The 12,570-nt window shown below is 71.1% G+C and carries 22 protein-coding genes; 2 read left to right on the top strand and 20 right to left on the bottom strand.

The window, feature by feature from the left end; translation table 11 throughout:
- The 7 genes from JSQ78_RS00385 to JSQ78_RS00355 are packed head-to-tail and all read right to left on the bottom strand — an operon-like array spanning position 1 to position 2,981.
- A complete protein-coding gene (locus tag JSQ78_RS00385) occupies positions 1-432 on the bottom strand; it encodes a hypothetical protein (protein WP_211448504.1) in 432 nt (143 codons plus the stop codon).
- A complete protein-coding gene (locus tag JSQ78_RS00380) occupies positions 425-691 on the bottom strand; it encodes a hypothetical protein (protein ID WP_211448503.1) in 267 nt (88 codons plus the stop codon). The genes JSQ78_RS00385 and JSQ78_RS00380 overlap by 8 nt, the downstream gene beginning before the upstream one ends.
- Positions 688-1,098 (bottom strand): beta-sandwich lipoprotein, encoded by a 411-nt coding sequence (locus JSQ78_RS00375; protein WP_211448501.1) that lies wholly within the window; start codon positions 1,096-1,098, stop codon positions 688-690. Before JSQ78_RS00375 ends, JSQ78_RS00380 begins: the two co-directional genes overlap by 4 nt.
- Before the next feature lie 2 nt (positions 1,099-1,100).
- A complete protein-coding gene (locus tag JSQ78_RS00370; RefSeq protein WP_211448499.1) occupies positions 1,101-1,271 on the bottom strand; it encodes a hypothetical protein in 171 nt (56 codons plus the stop codon).
- Entirely contained in the window at positions 1,268-2,113 is an 846-nt protein-coding gene (locus JSQ78_RS00365) for a hypothetical protein (RefSeq protein ID WP_211448498.1), read from the bottom strand. The genes JSQ78_RS00370 and JSQ78_RS00365 overlap by 4 nt, the downstream gene beginning before the upstream one ends.
- A complete protein-coding gene (locus tag JSQ78_RS00360) occupies positions 2,110-2,394 on the bottom strand; it encodes a hypothetical protein (RefSeq protein ID WP_211448495.1) in 285 nt (94 codons plus the stop codon). Before JSQ78_RS00360 ends, JSQ78_RS00365 begins: the two co-directional genes overlap by 4 nt.
- A complete protein-coding gene (locus tag JSQ78_RS00355; RefSeq protein ID WP_211448494.1) occupies positions 2,391-2,981 on the bottom strand; it encodes a hypothetical protein in 591 nt (196 codons plus the stop codon). Before JSQ78_RS00355 ends, JSQ78_RS00360 begins: the two co-directional genes overlap by 4 nt.
- Here JSQ78_RS00355 and JSQ78_RS00350 point away from each other — a divergent pair.
- Entirely contained in the window at positions 2,980-3,957 is a 978-nt protein-coding gene (locus tag JSQ78_RS00350; RefSeq protein WP_211448492.1) for a hypothetical protein, read from the top strand. The two genes, JSQ78_RS00355 and JSQ78_RS00350, sit on opposite strands and share 2 nt — an antisense overlap.
- A 119-nt stretch (positions 3,958-4,076) precedes the next feature.
- On the top strand, positions 4,077-4,334 hold the full coding sequence (locus JSQ78_RS00345; RefSeq protein WP_211448490.1) for a hypothetical protein: 258 nt from the start codon (positions 4,077-4,079) through the stop codon (positions 4,332-4,334).
- 4 nt (positions 4,335-4,338) lie between these two features.
- Here the strand turns inward: JSQ78_RS00345 and JSQ78_RS00340 are convergent, their stop codons facing one another.
- From JSQ78_RS00340 to JSQ78_RS00280, 13 genes are all read right to left on the bottom strand, one after another.
- A complete protein-coding gene (locus JSQ78_RS00340; RefSeq protein WP_211448488.1) occupies positions 4,339-6,009 on the bottom strand; it encodes a DNA cytosine methyltransferase in 1,671 nt (556 codons plus the stop codon).
- Positions 6,006-7,022: a DNA-methyltransferase gene (locus tag JSQ78_RS00335; RefSeq protein ID WP_211448483.1), complete on the bottom strand. Its 1,017-nt coding sequence runs from the start codon at positions 7,020-7,022 to the stop codon at positions 6,006-6,008. The genes JSQ78_RS00340 and JSQ78_RS00335 overlap by 4 nt, the downstream gene beginning before the upstream one ends.
- Positions 7,019-7,354, bottom strand: a complete 336-nt coding sequence (locus JSQ78_RS00330; protein WP_211448481.1) for a hypothetical protein — start codon at positions 7,352-7,354, stop codon at positions 7,019-7,021. Before JSQ78_RS00330 ends, JSQ78_RS00335 begins: the two co-directional genes overlap by 4 nt.
- Positions 7,351-7,989, bottom strand: coding sequence for a hypothetical protein (locus tag JSQ78_RS00325; RefSeq protein ID WP_211448479.1), 639 nt, complete (start codon positions 7,987-7,989; stop codon positions 7,351-7,353). The genes JSQ78_RS00330 and JSQ78_RS00325 overlap by 4 nt, the downstream gene beginning before the upstream one ends.
- Positions 7,986-8,402: an HNH endonuclease gene (locus JSQ78_RS00320; RefSeq protein WP_211448477.1), complete on the bottom strand. Its 417-nt coding sequence runs from the start codon at positions 8,400-8,402 to the stop codon at positions 7,986-7,988. The genes JSQ78_RS00325 and JSQ78_RS00320 overlap by 4 nt, the downstream gene beginning before the upstream one ends.
- The gene (locus JSQ78_RS00315) at positions 8,399-8,917 is read right to left on the bottom strand and encodes an HNH endonuclease signature motif containing protein (RefSeq protein ID WP_211448475.1); all 519 of its coding nucleotides are present in this window, start codon (positions 8,915-8,917) and stop codon (positions 8,399-8,401) included. Before JSQ78_RS00315 ends, JSQ78_RS00320 begins: the two co-directional genes overlap by 4 nt.
- Entirely contained in the window at positions 8,914-9,363 is a 450-nt protein-coding gene (locus tag JSQ78_RS00310; protein ID WP_211448473.1) for a hypothetical protein, read from the bottom strand. Before JSQ78_RS00310 ends, JSQ78_RS00315 begins: the two co-directional genes overlap by 4 nt.
- The gene (locus tag JSQ78_RS00305; protein ID WP_211448472.1) at positions 9,360-9,983 is read right to left on the bottom strand and encodes a hypothetical protein; all 624 of its coding nucleotides are present in this window, start codon (positions 9,981-9,983) and stop codon (positions 9,360-9,362) included. Before JSQ78_RS00305 ends, JSQ78_RS00310 begins: the two co-directional genes overlap by 4 nt.
- Positions 9,980-10,978, bottom strand: coding sequence for a YqaJ viral recombinase family protein (locus JSQ78_RS00300; RefSeq protein ID WP_211448471.1), 999 nt, complete (start codon positions 10,976-10,978; stop codon positions 9,980-9,982). Before JSQ78_RS00300 ends, JSQ78_RS00305 begins: the two co-directional genes overlap by 4 nt.
- Positions 10,975-11,364: an eS19 family ribosomal protein gene (locus JSQ78_RS00295; protein WP_211448469.1), complete on the bottom strand. Its 390-nt coding sequence runs from the start codon at positions 11,362-11,364 to the stop codon at positions 10,975-10,977. Before JSQ78_RS00295 ends, JSQ78_RS00300 begins: the two co-directional genes overlap by 4 nt.
- Positions 11,361-11,606: a hypothetical protein gene (locus JSQ78_RS00290; RefSeq protein WP_211448467.1), complete on the bottom strand. Its 246-nt coding sequence runs from the start codon at positions 11,604-11,606 to the stop codon at positions 11,361-11,363. The genes JSQ78_RS00295 and JSQ78_RS00290 overlap by 4 nt, the downstream gene beginning before the upstream one ends.
- An 88-nt stretch (positions 11,607-11,694) precedes the next feature.
- A complete protein-coding gene (locus JSQ78_RS00285; RefSeq protein WP_211448466.1) occupies positions 11,695-11,970 on the bottom strand; it encodes a DUF7352 domain-containing protein in 276 nt (91 codons plus the stop codon).
- Complete coding sequence (locus JSQ78_RS00280) at positions 11,967-12,524, bottom strand: hypothetical protein (protein WP_211448464.1); 558 nt, start codon at positions 12,522-12,524, stop codon at positions 11,967-11,969. Before JSQ78_RS00280 ends, JSQ78_RS00285 begins: the two co-directional genes overlap by 4 nt.
- Positions 12,525-12,570 lie beyond the last annotated feature (46 nt).

Raw genomic sequence — 12,570 nt, 5'->3', positions numbered from 1 at the left:
TCAGGCACGATCACCCTCCGACTGATCCTCGGCCGACATCAGCGCACCGCTGATCGCGCGCATCGTGGCGCACGGCCAGAGCACCTCATCTCCGTACCCGTCCTCGCCGTAGTGCGAGACGGCTTCCTCCGCGAGCCGCAGACAGGCTGCGCACACGTCGATCGAGCCCGTGCGCGGGCACTCGCCCTCGTGATCGCATTCCTCCATCGCGCAGTCACCGACGACGAGACCCGTGAGCGTCTCCCGCGCGTGGAGGTCGGTCACGCGGGCGAGCGCGGCGTCAGCCGCCTCCAACCTCGCGACCAGTTCCAGCACATCCGGCACTGCGACCATCATCCGCGGCGACGCTCCCTCAGGCGAGTGATCACGGATCCACTCAGCACGCCAACGCATCTCCGCTGGACCCTCCCGCATCTCCTTCGTCTCAGCCACGGTCGGTCTCCTCTCCGGCGTCGAGCATCTTCGAGAGCTCGTCATCCATCACGGCCTGCTTCGACGCCTCGAGCGCGTCGGCGACGACCTCATCGGGCACGAGCTGCCACGGGCCGCGCGGCGCGGCGACGACCTTGCCGCCGACGCTCTCGGCGATCACTGCGGCCGTGCCGAGGTTCCAGTCGATGTCGGCCTGGATCTCCACCGGGTCGCCGGTCACCGGGTCGTTCGTGACGACCGCGAAGACGATGCCGCTCACTGCTCGCCCGCCTCGTAGTCGAACTCGGGCAAGAGGTTCTCGGGCTTGATGAGGACACGGTGGTGGTAGACGCTCACGTCGGCCGTGCCGAGCTGCTGCACGGTCGCGTAGCCGTTGTCGCCGAGCAGCGCGAAGTGCTTCACGTACTCGTCGGGCCCGATCTTGCAGGTGATCTCGAGCGCGTTCGTGAGCGCCGCGTCGGCCGTCTCGACCGAGCATCGGCCCTCGATCTCGAGCATGACCGCGTCGGTGAAGCCGTTGATGGCGGTGATGCGGCGCTCGATCTCGAACTGCTCGGACGCGGTGCCGAGATTCTGCGAGGCGCGGTCGGCGTCGCTCACGCATCCGGTGAGCGCGAGCGCTACGGTCGCCGCGGTCGCGGCGATCGCGAGAGTCCTCGTCTTCATGGTCATGCCTTCCTGTCGGTCTCGTCGCAGCGCCAGGCCGCCTGATCGGTACGGCATCGGCAGCGCTTGTCGCATGCGAAGCCGTGCTTGTGCGGGTCTCGGTTGTCGACGCACCACTCGTTCGCGACGCCGACGCCGCACGGGGTGCCCCAGGTGAAGTCGAGACGCGTCATCGGAGGCTCTCCCCGGATCGGCGAGAGAAGACGAGCGGCCACGGGCCGTCGTCGTCGGCGTCGGTGCGGGTCCACTGGCAGCCCTGGCACTCGTAGACGGTGTCGTCCTTGAGGCGGCGGGCCGGCGTGACGCGGACGGTGCGGAGCGAGCAGTACGGGCACGGCTGCGCCGCGAACCACGCGCGCTCGACGAGCGGCCACTTCGCGAGCGCCGCACGGACCGTCCACTCGCGGTCGACCTTGCAGCCCGTGCAGCCGGGCGCCGGGCGGCCGCCGCCGCGAGCGAGGCACTCGTCGTCGTGCTCGCCGGGGATCTCGTCGAGCAGGTAGCGGCAGAGCTCGACGATCTGGACCGCGTCGTTCGCGAGCGTCGGGAGCGCGTCGAGGATGACGGTCGTCGCCTCGAGCACGATCTCGCGGGCCTCGTCCGCCTCGGCGCCCGCGCGGAGCCCGCGGCGGGCCGGCACGGATGCGGGCTCGATGAAGCGCGCCCAGCCCTGCAGGCCGCGCGTGAGCGCGTCGGCGGCCTCGATGAAGTCGGCGTTCACGGGAGCCGGGATGCCCTCGATGCGGGAGCCGGAGACGAGCACCTTGTCGAACACCTGCGCCTTGAGCGGGTTCGCTCGTGCGCGGATCGCGCCGACGAGGTCCGGGGCGTCGTAGAGCGCGCCGAGCGAGCGGCCCCAGCATCGATTGCAGAGCAGCACGCCGTCGCGAGCGGGCGCCGGCACGCATCCCTTGCAACCCTCGGTCGGCTGGCCGTCGCGGTCGAGGCAGGTGGCGAAGTGCTCGCCCCGGAGCGTGCAGCCGCGGATGCAGGGGCGCTCGGTGATCGTGCTCATGCGGCGTCCTTCCCCGTCGAGGCGAGGCCGAGCATGCGCTCTGCTGCCTTGGTCTGCTGCTTCGTGATCGCGGCCGCCCTCGCGGCTCGGTCCATGTAGCGCTGCACGGTGATCTTCGGCAGCACGTCGCGCGACTCGCGCACCAGGGCGTCGAGGTTGCCGTGCCGGCCGGAGCGCTCGCTCGGCTCGGGCGCGCTCGCCTCGGTCAGCAGCTCGTCGAGCGGCATGCGGCGCATCTTGAGCCAGAACGCCTCCCAGCCCGGAGCGAAGTCGATCGTCATGTCGGGTCCTCCTCGTCGTCCTCGAAGCGCGGCCGTCTGGTCGTGGTGCGGGCGGTGCGTGCCCAGGCTTCGTGCACCATCCGGGCATCCCGGCAAGGTCCGCAGGGCGCTCCCCCGGACCCGCTGGGCATGTGCTCGTGGCAGAACATCGGCGGGCCGGCGTCGGGATGGCGTCCGGTCGGGGCTCCCTCCGGCTCCTCGCTCTCGGCCTCGCTCTCTCCCCTCCCCACTACCGGTACGGCGTCCTGCGGCGGTCCGGATGCCGTCCGGACGGGCGGGGGCGGCAGGTCGGAGACCTTCGCCTTCTCGGGCGCCGTGTTGAACCGCGGCGCGATCGCGAAGTACTCCCTGCCGTCGTCCGCCGTGTAGAGGCTCAGGAAGCCCACCTCGGCGAGGCGCAGGATGTCCGCCTCGAGTTCCTCGAGCGTCAGCTCCATGTCGTTCGCGAAGATCGCACCCTTGACGCTGCGGGCGTTCAGTCGTGCGCGGCCGGCGTCGTCGGCCCACATGCGCAGCGCGAGCGCCGTGAACCTCGTCGCGCGCGGCAGGCAGCCGAGATCCTCGTCGCTGAACTCCTCGGGCGTCATGAAGCGCCTCTTCGTCATCGCCATAGCGGGCGGTCCCTCTCATCAGTACGTCGATCGCCTCGCCGACCTCGTCGTCGAGCACCCAGAAGCACTCGGTCCAGCCGGAGCCGTGGTTTGGGAGGAGGCGTGCGCCGTCCTCCGCGTCGGTGAAGCGCTGCTCAAAGCGCTCGCGCATCGCCGCGAGCGCGCCGCGCTCCCACGAGGCCGGCGTCGAGCGCACGAGCACGAGCACCTCGGCGCCCGTCTCGGCGAGCTGCTCGATGCGGCGCATGCGCCAGGCGCGGCCGACCTTGAGCACGCCGTAGCGGCGCCAGTAGACGGCGTAGGTCATGGCGAGCGGCGGCAGAGTCACGATCGTGCTCCCGCTACGCTTCGGCTCGTGAGCGTCCTCGAAGCGAGCATCGTCGAGCCCAGCTGGTTCGACTGGCTCTCCCTGGTAGTCGTCCCGAGCTTGCTCGGCGGTGCCACACTGCTCCTGAGCTTCGTTGCGTACCGCTTCACACGGTCCGCGCACCGGATCGAGGCTGACGCGATCGCTCGCGCCGAGGGTGATGCGCACAGGGCGGCATTGCTCGAAGCTGTCGCCGCTCTGCTCGAGCTCGTGCAACTTGTCTTCAAGTACGACGACGACGCCGCGCATGCCCGGATCGCGGAACTGGAGGCCCTACTCACGGTCTCCACCGTTCGCGGCGCGCCCGATGCTCTCGCGATCGTGCGGGGCATCCGTGAATCGCCGATGCCGCTCGAGACGGTCGACGGTGAAGACAAGGTGCACGAGTTCTGGCGCTGGGGGGCGATGAACTTCATCGAGTCCGTCGCCGAAGCGCTGATCCATGATCCGGACGCGATCGCGGTCCTGCTCCGCGAACTGCCACAGCACATCGCGTCGTGGGACGACGCTGCCGAGCGCGCGCCCCTTAGGAATGAGATCGTCATCGGCGAAGCGTCTGGAAGCCTCCCGCCTGAGGGCGCGTAACAGGAGTGACCGACCTTGCGGATGCCGAGCTCCGGCCAGTGGATCGCGTACGTCATCGCGAGCGGCGGTAGCACGGTCATCGCTCGACCGCCCGGCCGGAGCGCGCATAGTCTGCCCGCATGACGTTTCTTCCGATCCCGCCGCTGCCGTCAGCGATCAATACGTCCGTTCTGTTCACGAAGGACGGCATGGAGTACCGCGTCTCACGCACCGGTCCCGATGAGTACGTGGTCCACAGACGCGGTGCGACGGCCGAGGAGTACGAGGTGCGCCTCACGCTCATCGGGCATACGTTCGACGTGAGCGGTCGCAACGGCTTCGTCTCCGTCGGCGGTGGAGGCATGACCTGGGGCGAGATCGCCGCGACGATCCTTTGAGAGTTCACGCTGCGTACCCGTACGCCTGAGCGACTGTTGCCACGAGGTCTCGCGCCGCGGGCGGCGTGACGGCGTTGCCCGAGAGCTTCACCTGCTCGCGGCGGTTGCCGGCCATGAGGTAGTCGGCCGGGAACGCCATCGCCTGCTTGATCTCGCCCGGCTCGAGCATCCGGAAGTAGACGTCGCCGACGTCGACGGTCTTCTGCTTCGACTGCAGCAGGGCCTGGTGGCCGGCTGTCGTGACCGTGCGAGCGGGCTCGCCGACGGGCGTGCTGAGGCTCGACTGGTCGCCGCGGTTGTTGTTCATGCGCATGAGCAAGGCGTGGTGGTTGCCCGACGCCGTGACGGTCGCGAGCGGGTCGCTCGCGGGTCGGGCGGTCGAGCCGCCGCCGCGGAGCTCTGCGATGAGCGGCGGCATGACCAGCGAGGCGTGCGTGCCGCCCGCGACGATCGTCGGCACGACGTCGTCGACTCGGCTCGAGCGGGTTGAGTCGGAGCCGGAGACGTTGTTGACGATGAGCGGGGCGAAGACGATGCCCGTCTCGTTGCGCGTCGTCATGGTACGGAGCGCGTCCTCGGCGGACATCGGCTGCTTCCCGTCGCGGCCCTCGACGGGGACCATGAGCGGGTGCCAGGCCATGCCCTTCGAGACGGTGGTGTGCACGGTGCGCACGGGGTCGCTCGTCGGCCACGCGCGGATGTAGCCGTCCTCGCGGCCGTGGCCGGGGTGGCGCGGGTTTGTCGCGTCGTACGCGTTCCCGGCCGCCTCGAGGTGGATCGGCGTCCAGTACCGCTCGATGCCGGCGCGGATGCGCGCGAGCGTCTTGTCGGCGAGCGCCCTCATGCCGAGCTGCTCGCGGTCTCCGATGCGGATGCCGGGGTTCGACCAGTCGATGATCGTCTCGGCGGGCAGCCAGCCGGGCTCGACGAGCTGGTGGCGGCAGCTGATCTTCGGGCAGCGGTAGACGTACTGCGAGCGGTAGCGCCCGGGGCGCGAGCCGTCGCCGGTCTTGAACGACTGCATGGCCGAGACGATCTCGTCGCACGAGCTGCAGTAGGCCTTCGGGCGGAGCATGTGCTCGAAGTCGGGCGCCTTGTCGCCCTTGCGCCAGAAGGCGATGTAGACGCGGTCGCGGGACTGCGGCGCGGGGAGCCCGTAAGCCTGCGCGTGCATCGAGTTGAGCGAGATGACGCGGTGCTCATAGCCCATCGAGTGCATCGCGGCGAGCCACGAGCGGAAGAGCCCGCCGCGCTCGCCCCACTCGGCCGACCAGTCGGCGACCTCGACGACGTTCTCGACGAGGATCGCCTTGTAGCCGTGCACCTCGGTGAAGCGGACGACGTCCCACATCGTCGCGCGCGAGCGCTCGGCTGCGGCGTCGGGCAGCACGTCTCCGAAGAGGTCGGGCTGGCGGGCGACCTTGCGGCCCTTCGCGCGCGAGTGGTTCGTGCACTCGGGCGACGCCCACAGGATGTCGGTCGTCGGCACGTAGCGCGGGTCGGTGTTCGAGATGTCCGCCTGCAGGTGGTCGGTGTCGGGGTGGTTCGCGTTGTGCGTCTCGATCGCGAGGTCCCAGTGGTTCGCGGCGAGCCGGACCGTGAGGCCGGGGATCGCGGTGGCGCCGGTCGAGCTGCCGCCCGCGCCGCAGAAGAGATCCGTCATGGTCAGGGTCATGCGGCACCGCCTGCGTAGAGGTCGAGCGGGCGCTCGGTGAAGCGCTCCGCGAGGGAGAGATCGAGGTAGGTCTCGCTGAGGTCGACGCCGACGTAGCGGCGGCCCTCCTCGAGTGCGACCTGGCCGGTCGTGCCGGAGCCCGAGAACGGGTCGAGCACGACGTGGCCCGGGCGGGAGCTCGCGAGCACGCACGGGCGGACGAGCGCGGGCGGGAAGGTCGCGAAGTGGGCAGCGTCGAACGGCACAGTCGGGACGGTCCAGACGGTCCGCTTGTTCGCGGTCTCGCCGCCCTTGTAGGTGCCGCCGCCGCGGGTGCGGAAGCGGTCGTCGCGGCCGCCGTCGCCGCGCTCGTCGCCGCCGAAGACGACGGGCTTCGCCTGCTCGAGCCGGGCGCGCGACGTCGGCGCGATCGGCTCAGCGATCGCCTCGGCGTCGTAGTAGTAGCGCGGTCGCTTCGCGAGCAGGAAGAGGTACTCGTGAGAGCGGGTGGGGCGGTCTGTGACCGACTCGGGCATCGGGTTCGGCTTCGCCCAGATGATGTCCGAGCGCAGCACCCAGCCGTCGTCCTGCAGCGCGAACGCGACGCGCCACGGGATGCCGAGCAGGTTCTTCTCGCCGATGCCGTCGGCCTTGCCGCGGTGCCGGCCGCCCGCGTCCGCGAGCGCCGCCGCCTGAGCCTTCTGCACGCGGGCCGGGTTCGTGAGTCGGGAGCGCTCCCACCCTGCGTCCGAGCCGCGCGCCTTCGATGCGTACGAGTCGCCGAGGTTCAGCCACACAGTGCCGTCGTCGGCGAGCACCCGACGAATCTCGCGGAAGAGCTGGACGAGGCGCTCGACGTACGCGGCGACGGTCGGCTCGTTGCCGTACTGGCCGGGCTCGCCGTAGTCGCGCAGACCGAAGTAGGGCGGTGAGGTGACGACCGTCTGGACCGATCGGTCGGGAAGCGTGCAGATCTGCTCGCGCGCGTCGCCGAGCAGGAGCGTCAGGCGGTCGTCCTCGTAGTGAACGCTCACGGTCGGGGCTCCTTGATGGTGATGATCTGGTCGAGCTGCAGGCGCTGCTCGATGGCGCCGCAACGCACGGTGGCGGTCTTCGCGCTAACGCGGACGACCTCGCCGACGCGGCCGCGGCGGTCGCCGACGAGCGCGCCGCGCACGATGCGCGCCGGGTCGACGGCAGGCAGGGCCGCGATGCGGTCGCGCTCGCGCGCGGCCCGCGCCTTGCGCTCGCGCAGCTCGGCGTCGCGGTCGGCCTTCACCTCGGCGACGGCGGCGTCGACCATGCGCTCGGTGTCGGCGGCGCGGCGGCGGTACGCCTGCACGCCGGAGCCGGGTCGGCGGTTCACGGCAGCCACCCCTGCTCGCGGAGCTTGTCAACGGCGAGACCGACCCGCTGGAAGTCCTCCGCGCTTCCGCCGCGGTCGGGGTGCGTGAGGCGCTGGGCGATCCGGACCAGGGCGCGCGTCGAGTTGATGCCCGCGAGGGTGATGCCGCCGTCGACGACGAGCTTCTGCAGCCACTCCTCCGCGGCCCCAGCGTTCGCGAAGCCGGAGGGCGCTGCGGTCGCCTCGATGGCGAGGAAGCCACGGTACTGCTCGCCGCGCTTCGTGACGCCGTAGCGGTCGACCTTGCGGAGCGCCTCGAGGGCGAGCGCGATCGCGCGGAGGTTGTCCTCCCAGCGGTCGAAGGTGTCGCACGGGTACGAGAGCGCGCCGTGCTTCGAGTCGAGGGTGAGGATGACGCCGGGGTGCTCGGCCTTGGCGGTCGAGCGCGGGTAGCCGTCGAGGCGGAACGCGGATGCGGGGATCGCGACCTGCAGCGCGGCGTTCTTCGCGCTGAGGTGCCACAGCTCGCGGCGGAGCGTGTCCATCGTCGCCGACATCGGCGAGTCGAAGCGCGACCGCTCGCGGTGCCGGGTCATGGTGCCCGGCCACTCGCCGATCGGGTCGATGCGCAGGCCGGAGGGCCACTGGATGCTCATGGGTGCACTCCTGGGGAGGTCGTGGTGCGCGGCCAGGCGGTCGCGGCGAGACGGGCGGCGCGCTCGGCGCGCAGGCACTCGTCGGGGGTGAGGCCGTAGAGCTGGCCGTCGGTGCCGAGGAAGACGCGGCCGTAGCGGGCGGAGTCGATCGCGGCGCCCTCGGGGTCGGAGCGGGTGCCGACCATCCATCCGGCCTCGGTCGCGAGCGCGGGGTTCGCGTGGATCCAGTTGTGGCAACCGGCGCAGACGAAGACGAGGTTCGACGGGCAGTCGAGGCCGCCTCGCGAGCGCAGCTTGCGGTGGTGGTGGTGGCCGCCCGAGAGGACGGTCTTGCCGCAGCGCTCGCACTGGCGGCTTGAGCGCTCGTCGACGATCGCGCAGGCGGCGGCGTAGGGCATGGGCTGGACGGTCATCGGGACCACCTCGAGAAGGGGCGCATCTTCGTCCCGACGCGACGGAGGTGGCGCGAGACCTGGGAGTTGTGGATGCCGTGCTTCGCGGCGACCTCGGTCGTCGTCATGCCGGCTTCGTAGTCGGCGCGCATCGCGAGGCTGCGCTGGTGGATCGCGTCGCGCCGGGTCTGCGCGCGCGTGGCCTTCTCGAACGCCGCCTGCGAGCGGTAGCCGCCGCGGGCGCGCCGCCGCTCCTCGTACAGCGGCGCGTCCTGCTCCTGGTGCAGGCGCGCGTGCTCCTCCTTCGTGAGCACAACGAGGTTCTCGGGGCGGTTGTCGTCCTTGACGCCGTTGATGTGGTGCACCTCGCCCGCGGGGCGACCCATGACGATGCGGTGCTCGTACTCCTCGACGTAGGTCTCGATCCCGACGCGCCAACGCAGGCGGACGTAGCCGGCGGCGTTGTAGTAGCGCTTCGGCTCGCCCGCGGGGATCGGCTCGTCGGCGCGCAGCGCGCGGATCTGCGAGACGCTCATCGGTGCTCCGTCCGCATGTTCGCGTTCAGGCTGCGGAGGATGTCGATCTCGGTCGTGAGGGTGCGCCGGAGGTCGCGGCCGTACTCGAGCGCGAGCTCGGTCTCGTCGACCTTCTCGACGGCGGCGATGACGTCGGCGTCGGCGTCGGCGAGCTCCTTCGCGTCGGAGATGCCCCAGCCCTCGCCGCGGAAGCGGATGCGTGCCTTCGCGCGGGTGACGAGCAGGGATCGCTTCGCGTCGCGCACGGCCGTCCCGAGCTTCTCGAGCGCGGCGGGCGCGTTCGCGATGCGCTCGCGCGCGATGAGCAGCGCACCGGCGCACTGCACCGGGGTCGGGAACATCGCGAGCAGCTCGTTCTCGTCGAGCTCGGCGATGTGGAGCGGCACGAGCGCGATGTCGGTCTGCTCGTCCTCGCGGACCTCGCCGGTCGCGACGTCGACGCTCACGACTCCGCCGCCTCTCGGGCTTCGGCCTCGGCGCGCTCGTCCTCGTCCTGGCCCTTCTCGCGCTGCACGAGCAGCTTGCGGCGTTCCTTGAGCATCCGCTCAAGGTGGATGCCGGCCTCGTCGGGTGTGAAGACGCGGCGAGCGCGCATCGTCTTGTGCAGGGCGTCGATGCCGACGACGCTCTCGGTGCGGTCGACCTCCGCCGTCCAGTCGATCGACTCGGTCGTCTGCGGCGCGCCCTCGGGCGGCACGGTCGTCCACTGCTCGCGGTCGGTCGCGGCGATGCCCGCGAGCGCCGAGGGGAACGTGCGGCGGAGGCCGGCGCGCTCGGCGGCGGAGCCGAAGAGCAGGTGCGGGCGCCGCTCCCACACCGCTGCGAACTCGTCCTCGGGGATCGACTCGTCCCAGAGCAGGACGGTGGTGGTGATGCGCTCGGCGTCGCCGCTCTTGCGGATGATCGTCGCGCGAGCGAGCACCGGGTGCGGGTGCTCGTCGGTCGGGAGGATGAACGGCGCCCACGTCTTCCCGTCGATCGAGAAGTCGACCTGGGTCTCGACCCACTCGCCGGTCGCCTCGGCGGCGGCGCGGTACTCAGCGATGGTGCGGATGTCGTCGTTCATCGGGTGGTTCCCTTCGGGGCGACGGGCAGCAGGCGCGTCGAGGTCTTGATCTCGGTCTTCTTGTAGAGCCCGGTGGCGATGGCGACCGTCTCGTCGATGGCGGCGCGCATGCGCTGGACGGTGCCGTAGCTCTCGGGCTCCGCCTCCTTCCACTTGGCCTCGTCGAGCACCTCGACCTCTTCCGTCTTCACCGAGTAGGTGAAGCCGCCGGCCTCGTCGTTCAGGAACTTCCAGCCCTCGGTCTGCGCCTTCGGGTTCGCGGCGATGATCTTGTCGATCTGCGACCGGAGCGCCTTCGCCTCCTTCTCGGCGGCCGCCTTGCGCGCGTTCGCCGCGTTCCAGCGGCGCACGACGTCGAGCTCGTCGTCGGGCAGCGTGTCGCCGGCCGCGCCGGACTCGCGCCAGGCGATGAACTCGTCGGCGGCCTTCACGAGCTGGTCGATGCGGCGCTGGTCGCGGACGATGAGCGCGACGGTCGGGTCGTCGAGGGTGGGGAGGCCGTCGGCGCCCATGACCTCGGTGACCTGGTACCAGAGGTCGAGGCCCATGACGTGCATGCCCCACTGGCACTGGTCGTAGACGTCGGCGGGGATCTTCGTGACGTCCCAGCCGTGGTTGCGGGACTTCGCCTCGACGCCGGCGGCCTTGCCGTCGACCTGCACGAGGAATGCGTCCGGGGTGGCGCGGTGCAGCTCGTGCTTCGCGTGAGCGAAGAGCGTCGCGTTCGGGGTGAGCGACTCGACCGCGGGCATGTCGGCGACGGCGGCGAGGATGAACGCCTCGCGCTCGTGGCCGCGCCGCGTGTAGCGGTTGCCCTGGAACGTGGAGCCGTTGAGCTTCTCGTCGAGGATGCGGCGCCACGTCGAGCGGCCGCCCGTCTCGATGGCGTGCACCTCGGATGCGGTCACGCCCTCGGCGCGGAGACTCTTCCACGCCTCCTCGTCGATGGAGTCGACGAGCGGGGTCGCGGTGGTGGGGATGAGCGCGGCGCTCATGCTTCGGTCCTCTCGGTGAGCGCGGCGAGGCCGCGCGGGGTCAGTTGCCAGGTCTTCGCCGACCGGCCGGTCTTCGTCTTGCCGACGCGCTCGGCGTGCTCCACCTGGGCGTCGTCGGCGAGCTGCTTGAGCGCGGTACGGATGCGCGACGCCGAGTAGGTGTGCTCGCAGAAGGCCATGAAGGCGCGAGCCTCGTGGTGCTCCTGGATCTCCTCCGCCGTGGGCGGCACGGCGCATTCCGCGAGGATCGTCAGCACCTCGCGAGCGGACGCCTCGCGCGCCTTGCGGCTGATCGAGTCCGCGGCCTCGTGCGAGGTCTCGGGGTCGTCGATGCGTGCGCGCGCGGAGTCGCCGGTCAGCTGCGACAGGATCGCGGGGGCGCTCATGCTGCGTACCCGACTCGCTCGAGCACGTCGCGGTCGACGGCGCGGCGGGCGGCGCGCAGTGTGACCGTGATGGCGATGAGGTCCTGGCCGCGCCAGACGTAGTGCAGGCGACGGCGCGCACTCCACACGATGCGGTACTCGCGCCGCTTCGGCCGGTCGAGCCACTCGCGCCAGCGGCCGATCGCGTCGACGTCCATGACGCCCTCGGCTCCGACGACGCGCTGCGCGGTGCCGCGGGTCATGCCGTCACCATCCCGGCCCAGTAGAGGCCCGCGAGCGTCGCGATCCCGAGCAGCGGGGCGACGAAGCGGTCGAGGATGCGGTCGACGTTCATGCCGGCACCTTCACTTCGTAGACGTGCCACACGAGGCCGCCGTCCTGCGTCGTGCCGACGTAGACAGTGCCGTCCGGGATCGGGTGCCCGGTGCCGACGATCATGAACGTGCGCTCCTCGGTGCCGAGCACCGGCGATCCGTCGACCTCCACCCAGAGAGTGACGAGCCCGGCCTGCATGCCGACGTGCTTCACGTTGGCGACGGCGGGCATCTCGAAGGTCTTGACCGGCTCGGTACGCAGGGACGCTTGGTACTTCCAGATGGCCCTCACGACGCCACCGCCTCGCGCGTGGCGAGCTCGATGACGGATGCGAGGACCGACAGCGCGTGATCGCCGAGCGCGGCGAGGTCGCGACTCTCGATGCCGTGCGCTTCGGCGGCGGGCAGCAGCTCGGCGAGCGCCTGGGCGGCGTCCGCGGCCGTTCGAAGCACCTCCCACTCGCGCGTGCCGGGGCGGTGGTCGTCCTCGTGCTCGAGCGCATGCTCGGCGAGGTCGGCGAGGTCCGAGGCGACGATCTTCCTGTGCAGGTCGCGGCCGTTACTGACGGGCGCCGCGGCGACCTCGCCGAAGACGACCGAGTCGCCGTCGAGCGCGATCGCCGGCTGAGCGCCGCGAGCGCGCGCCTCGTGGGCGTGCTGGCGCTCGTGCTCGTCGATCTGCTCGTCGATGTAGTCGTCGGAGCCGTCCGAGGCAGGCGCGCCGACGACGACGAAGCGGTGCTCCTTGCACTCGTAGTAGACGCCGTCGCCGCCGTCGTTGGCGGGCTCGAGCGTGGTCTGGTCGTCCGCCGTGTCGGTCGGTACGATGGTGGGCAGAGACTCCATGGAGGTTCCTCTCTCGCCCCCGGCTGTTCCAGCAGCGCGGGGGCCT

Source organism: Agrococcus sp. Marseille-Q4369 (assembly GCF_018308945.1).
GTDB lineage: Bacteria > Actinomycetota > Actinomycetes > Actinomycetales > Microbacteriaceae > Agrococcus.
The sequence above is the reverse complement of the archived record's forward strand: the minus strand, read 5'-3'. Positions and strand labels throughout refer to the sequence as shown.

Coding starts and splice junctions, on each gene's coding strand:
- JSQ78_RS00375 (WP_211448501.1), bottom strand. CDS start 1,098: ATGAAGACGAGGACTCTCGCGATCGCCGCGACCGCGGCGACCGTAGCG.
- JSQ78_RS00370 (WP_211448499.1), bottom strand. CDS start 1,271: ATGACGCGTCTCGACTTCACCTGGGGCACCCCGTGCGGCGTCGGCGTC.
- JSQ78_RS00365 (WP_211448498.1), bottom strand. CDS start 2,113: ATGAGCACGATCACCGAGCGCCCCTGCATCCGCGGCTGCACGCTCCGG.
- JSQ78_RS00360 (WP_211448495.1), bottom strand. CDS start 2,394: ATGACGATCGACTTCGCTCCGGGCTGGGAGGCGTTCTGGCTCAAGATG.
- JSQ78_RS00350 (WP_211448492.1), top strand. CDS start 2,980: ATGAAGCGCCTCTTCGTCATCGCCATAGCGGGCGGTCCCTCTCATCAG.
- JSQ78_RS00355 (WP_211448494.1), bottom strand. CDS start 2,981: ATGACGCCCGAGGAGTTCAGCGACGAGGATCTCGGCTGCCTGCCGCGC.
- JSQ78_RS00345 (WP_211448490.1), top strand. CDS start 4,077: ATGACGTTTCTTCCGATCCCGCCGCTGCCGTCAGCGATCAATACGTCC.
- JSQ78_RS00340 (WP_211448488.1), bottom strand. CDS start 6,009: ATGACCCTGACCATGACGGATCTCTTCTGCGGCGCGGGCGGCAGCTCG.
- JSQ78_RS00325 (WP_211448479.1), bottom strand. CDS start 7,989: ATGAGCATCCAGTGGCCCTCCGGCCTGCGCATCGACCCGATCGGCGAG.
- JSQ78_RS00320 (WP_211448477.1), bottom strand. CDS start 8,402: ATGACCGTCCAGCCCATGCCCTACGCCGCCGCCTGCGCGATCGTCGAC.
- JSQ78_RS00315 (WP_211448475.1), bottom strand. CDS start 8,917: ATGAGCGTCTCGCAGATCCGCGCGCTGCGCGCCGACGAGCCGATCCCC.
- JSQ78_RS00305 (WP_211448472.1), bottom strand. CDS start 9,983: ATGAACGACGACATCCGCACCATCGCTGAGTACCGCGCCGCCGCCGAG.
- JSQ78_RS00300 (WP_211448471.1), bottom strand. CDS start 10,978: ATGAGCGCCGCGCTCATCCCCACCACCGCGACCCCGCTCGTCGACTCC.
- JSQ78_RS00295 (WP_211448469.1), bottom strand. CDS start 11,364: ATGAGCGCCCCCGCGATCCTGTCGCAGCTGACCGGCGACTCCGCGCGC.
- JSQ78_RS00290 (WP_211448467.1), bottom strand. CDS start 11,606: ATGACCCGCGGCACCGCGCAGCGCGTCGTCGGAGCCGAGGGCGTCATG.
- JSQ78_RS00280 (WP_211448464.1), bottom strand. CDS start 12,524: ATGGAGTCTCTGCCCACCATCGTACCGACCGACACGGCGGACGACCAG.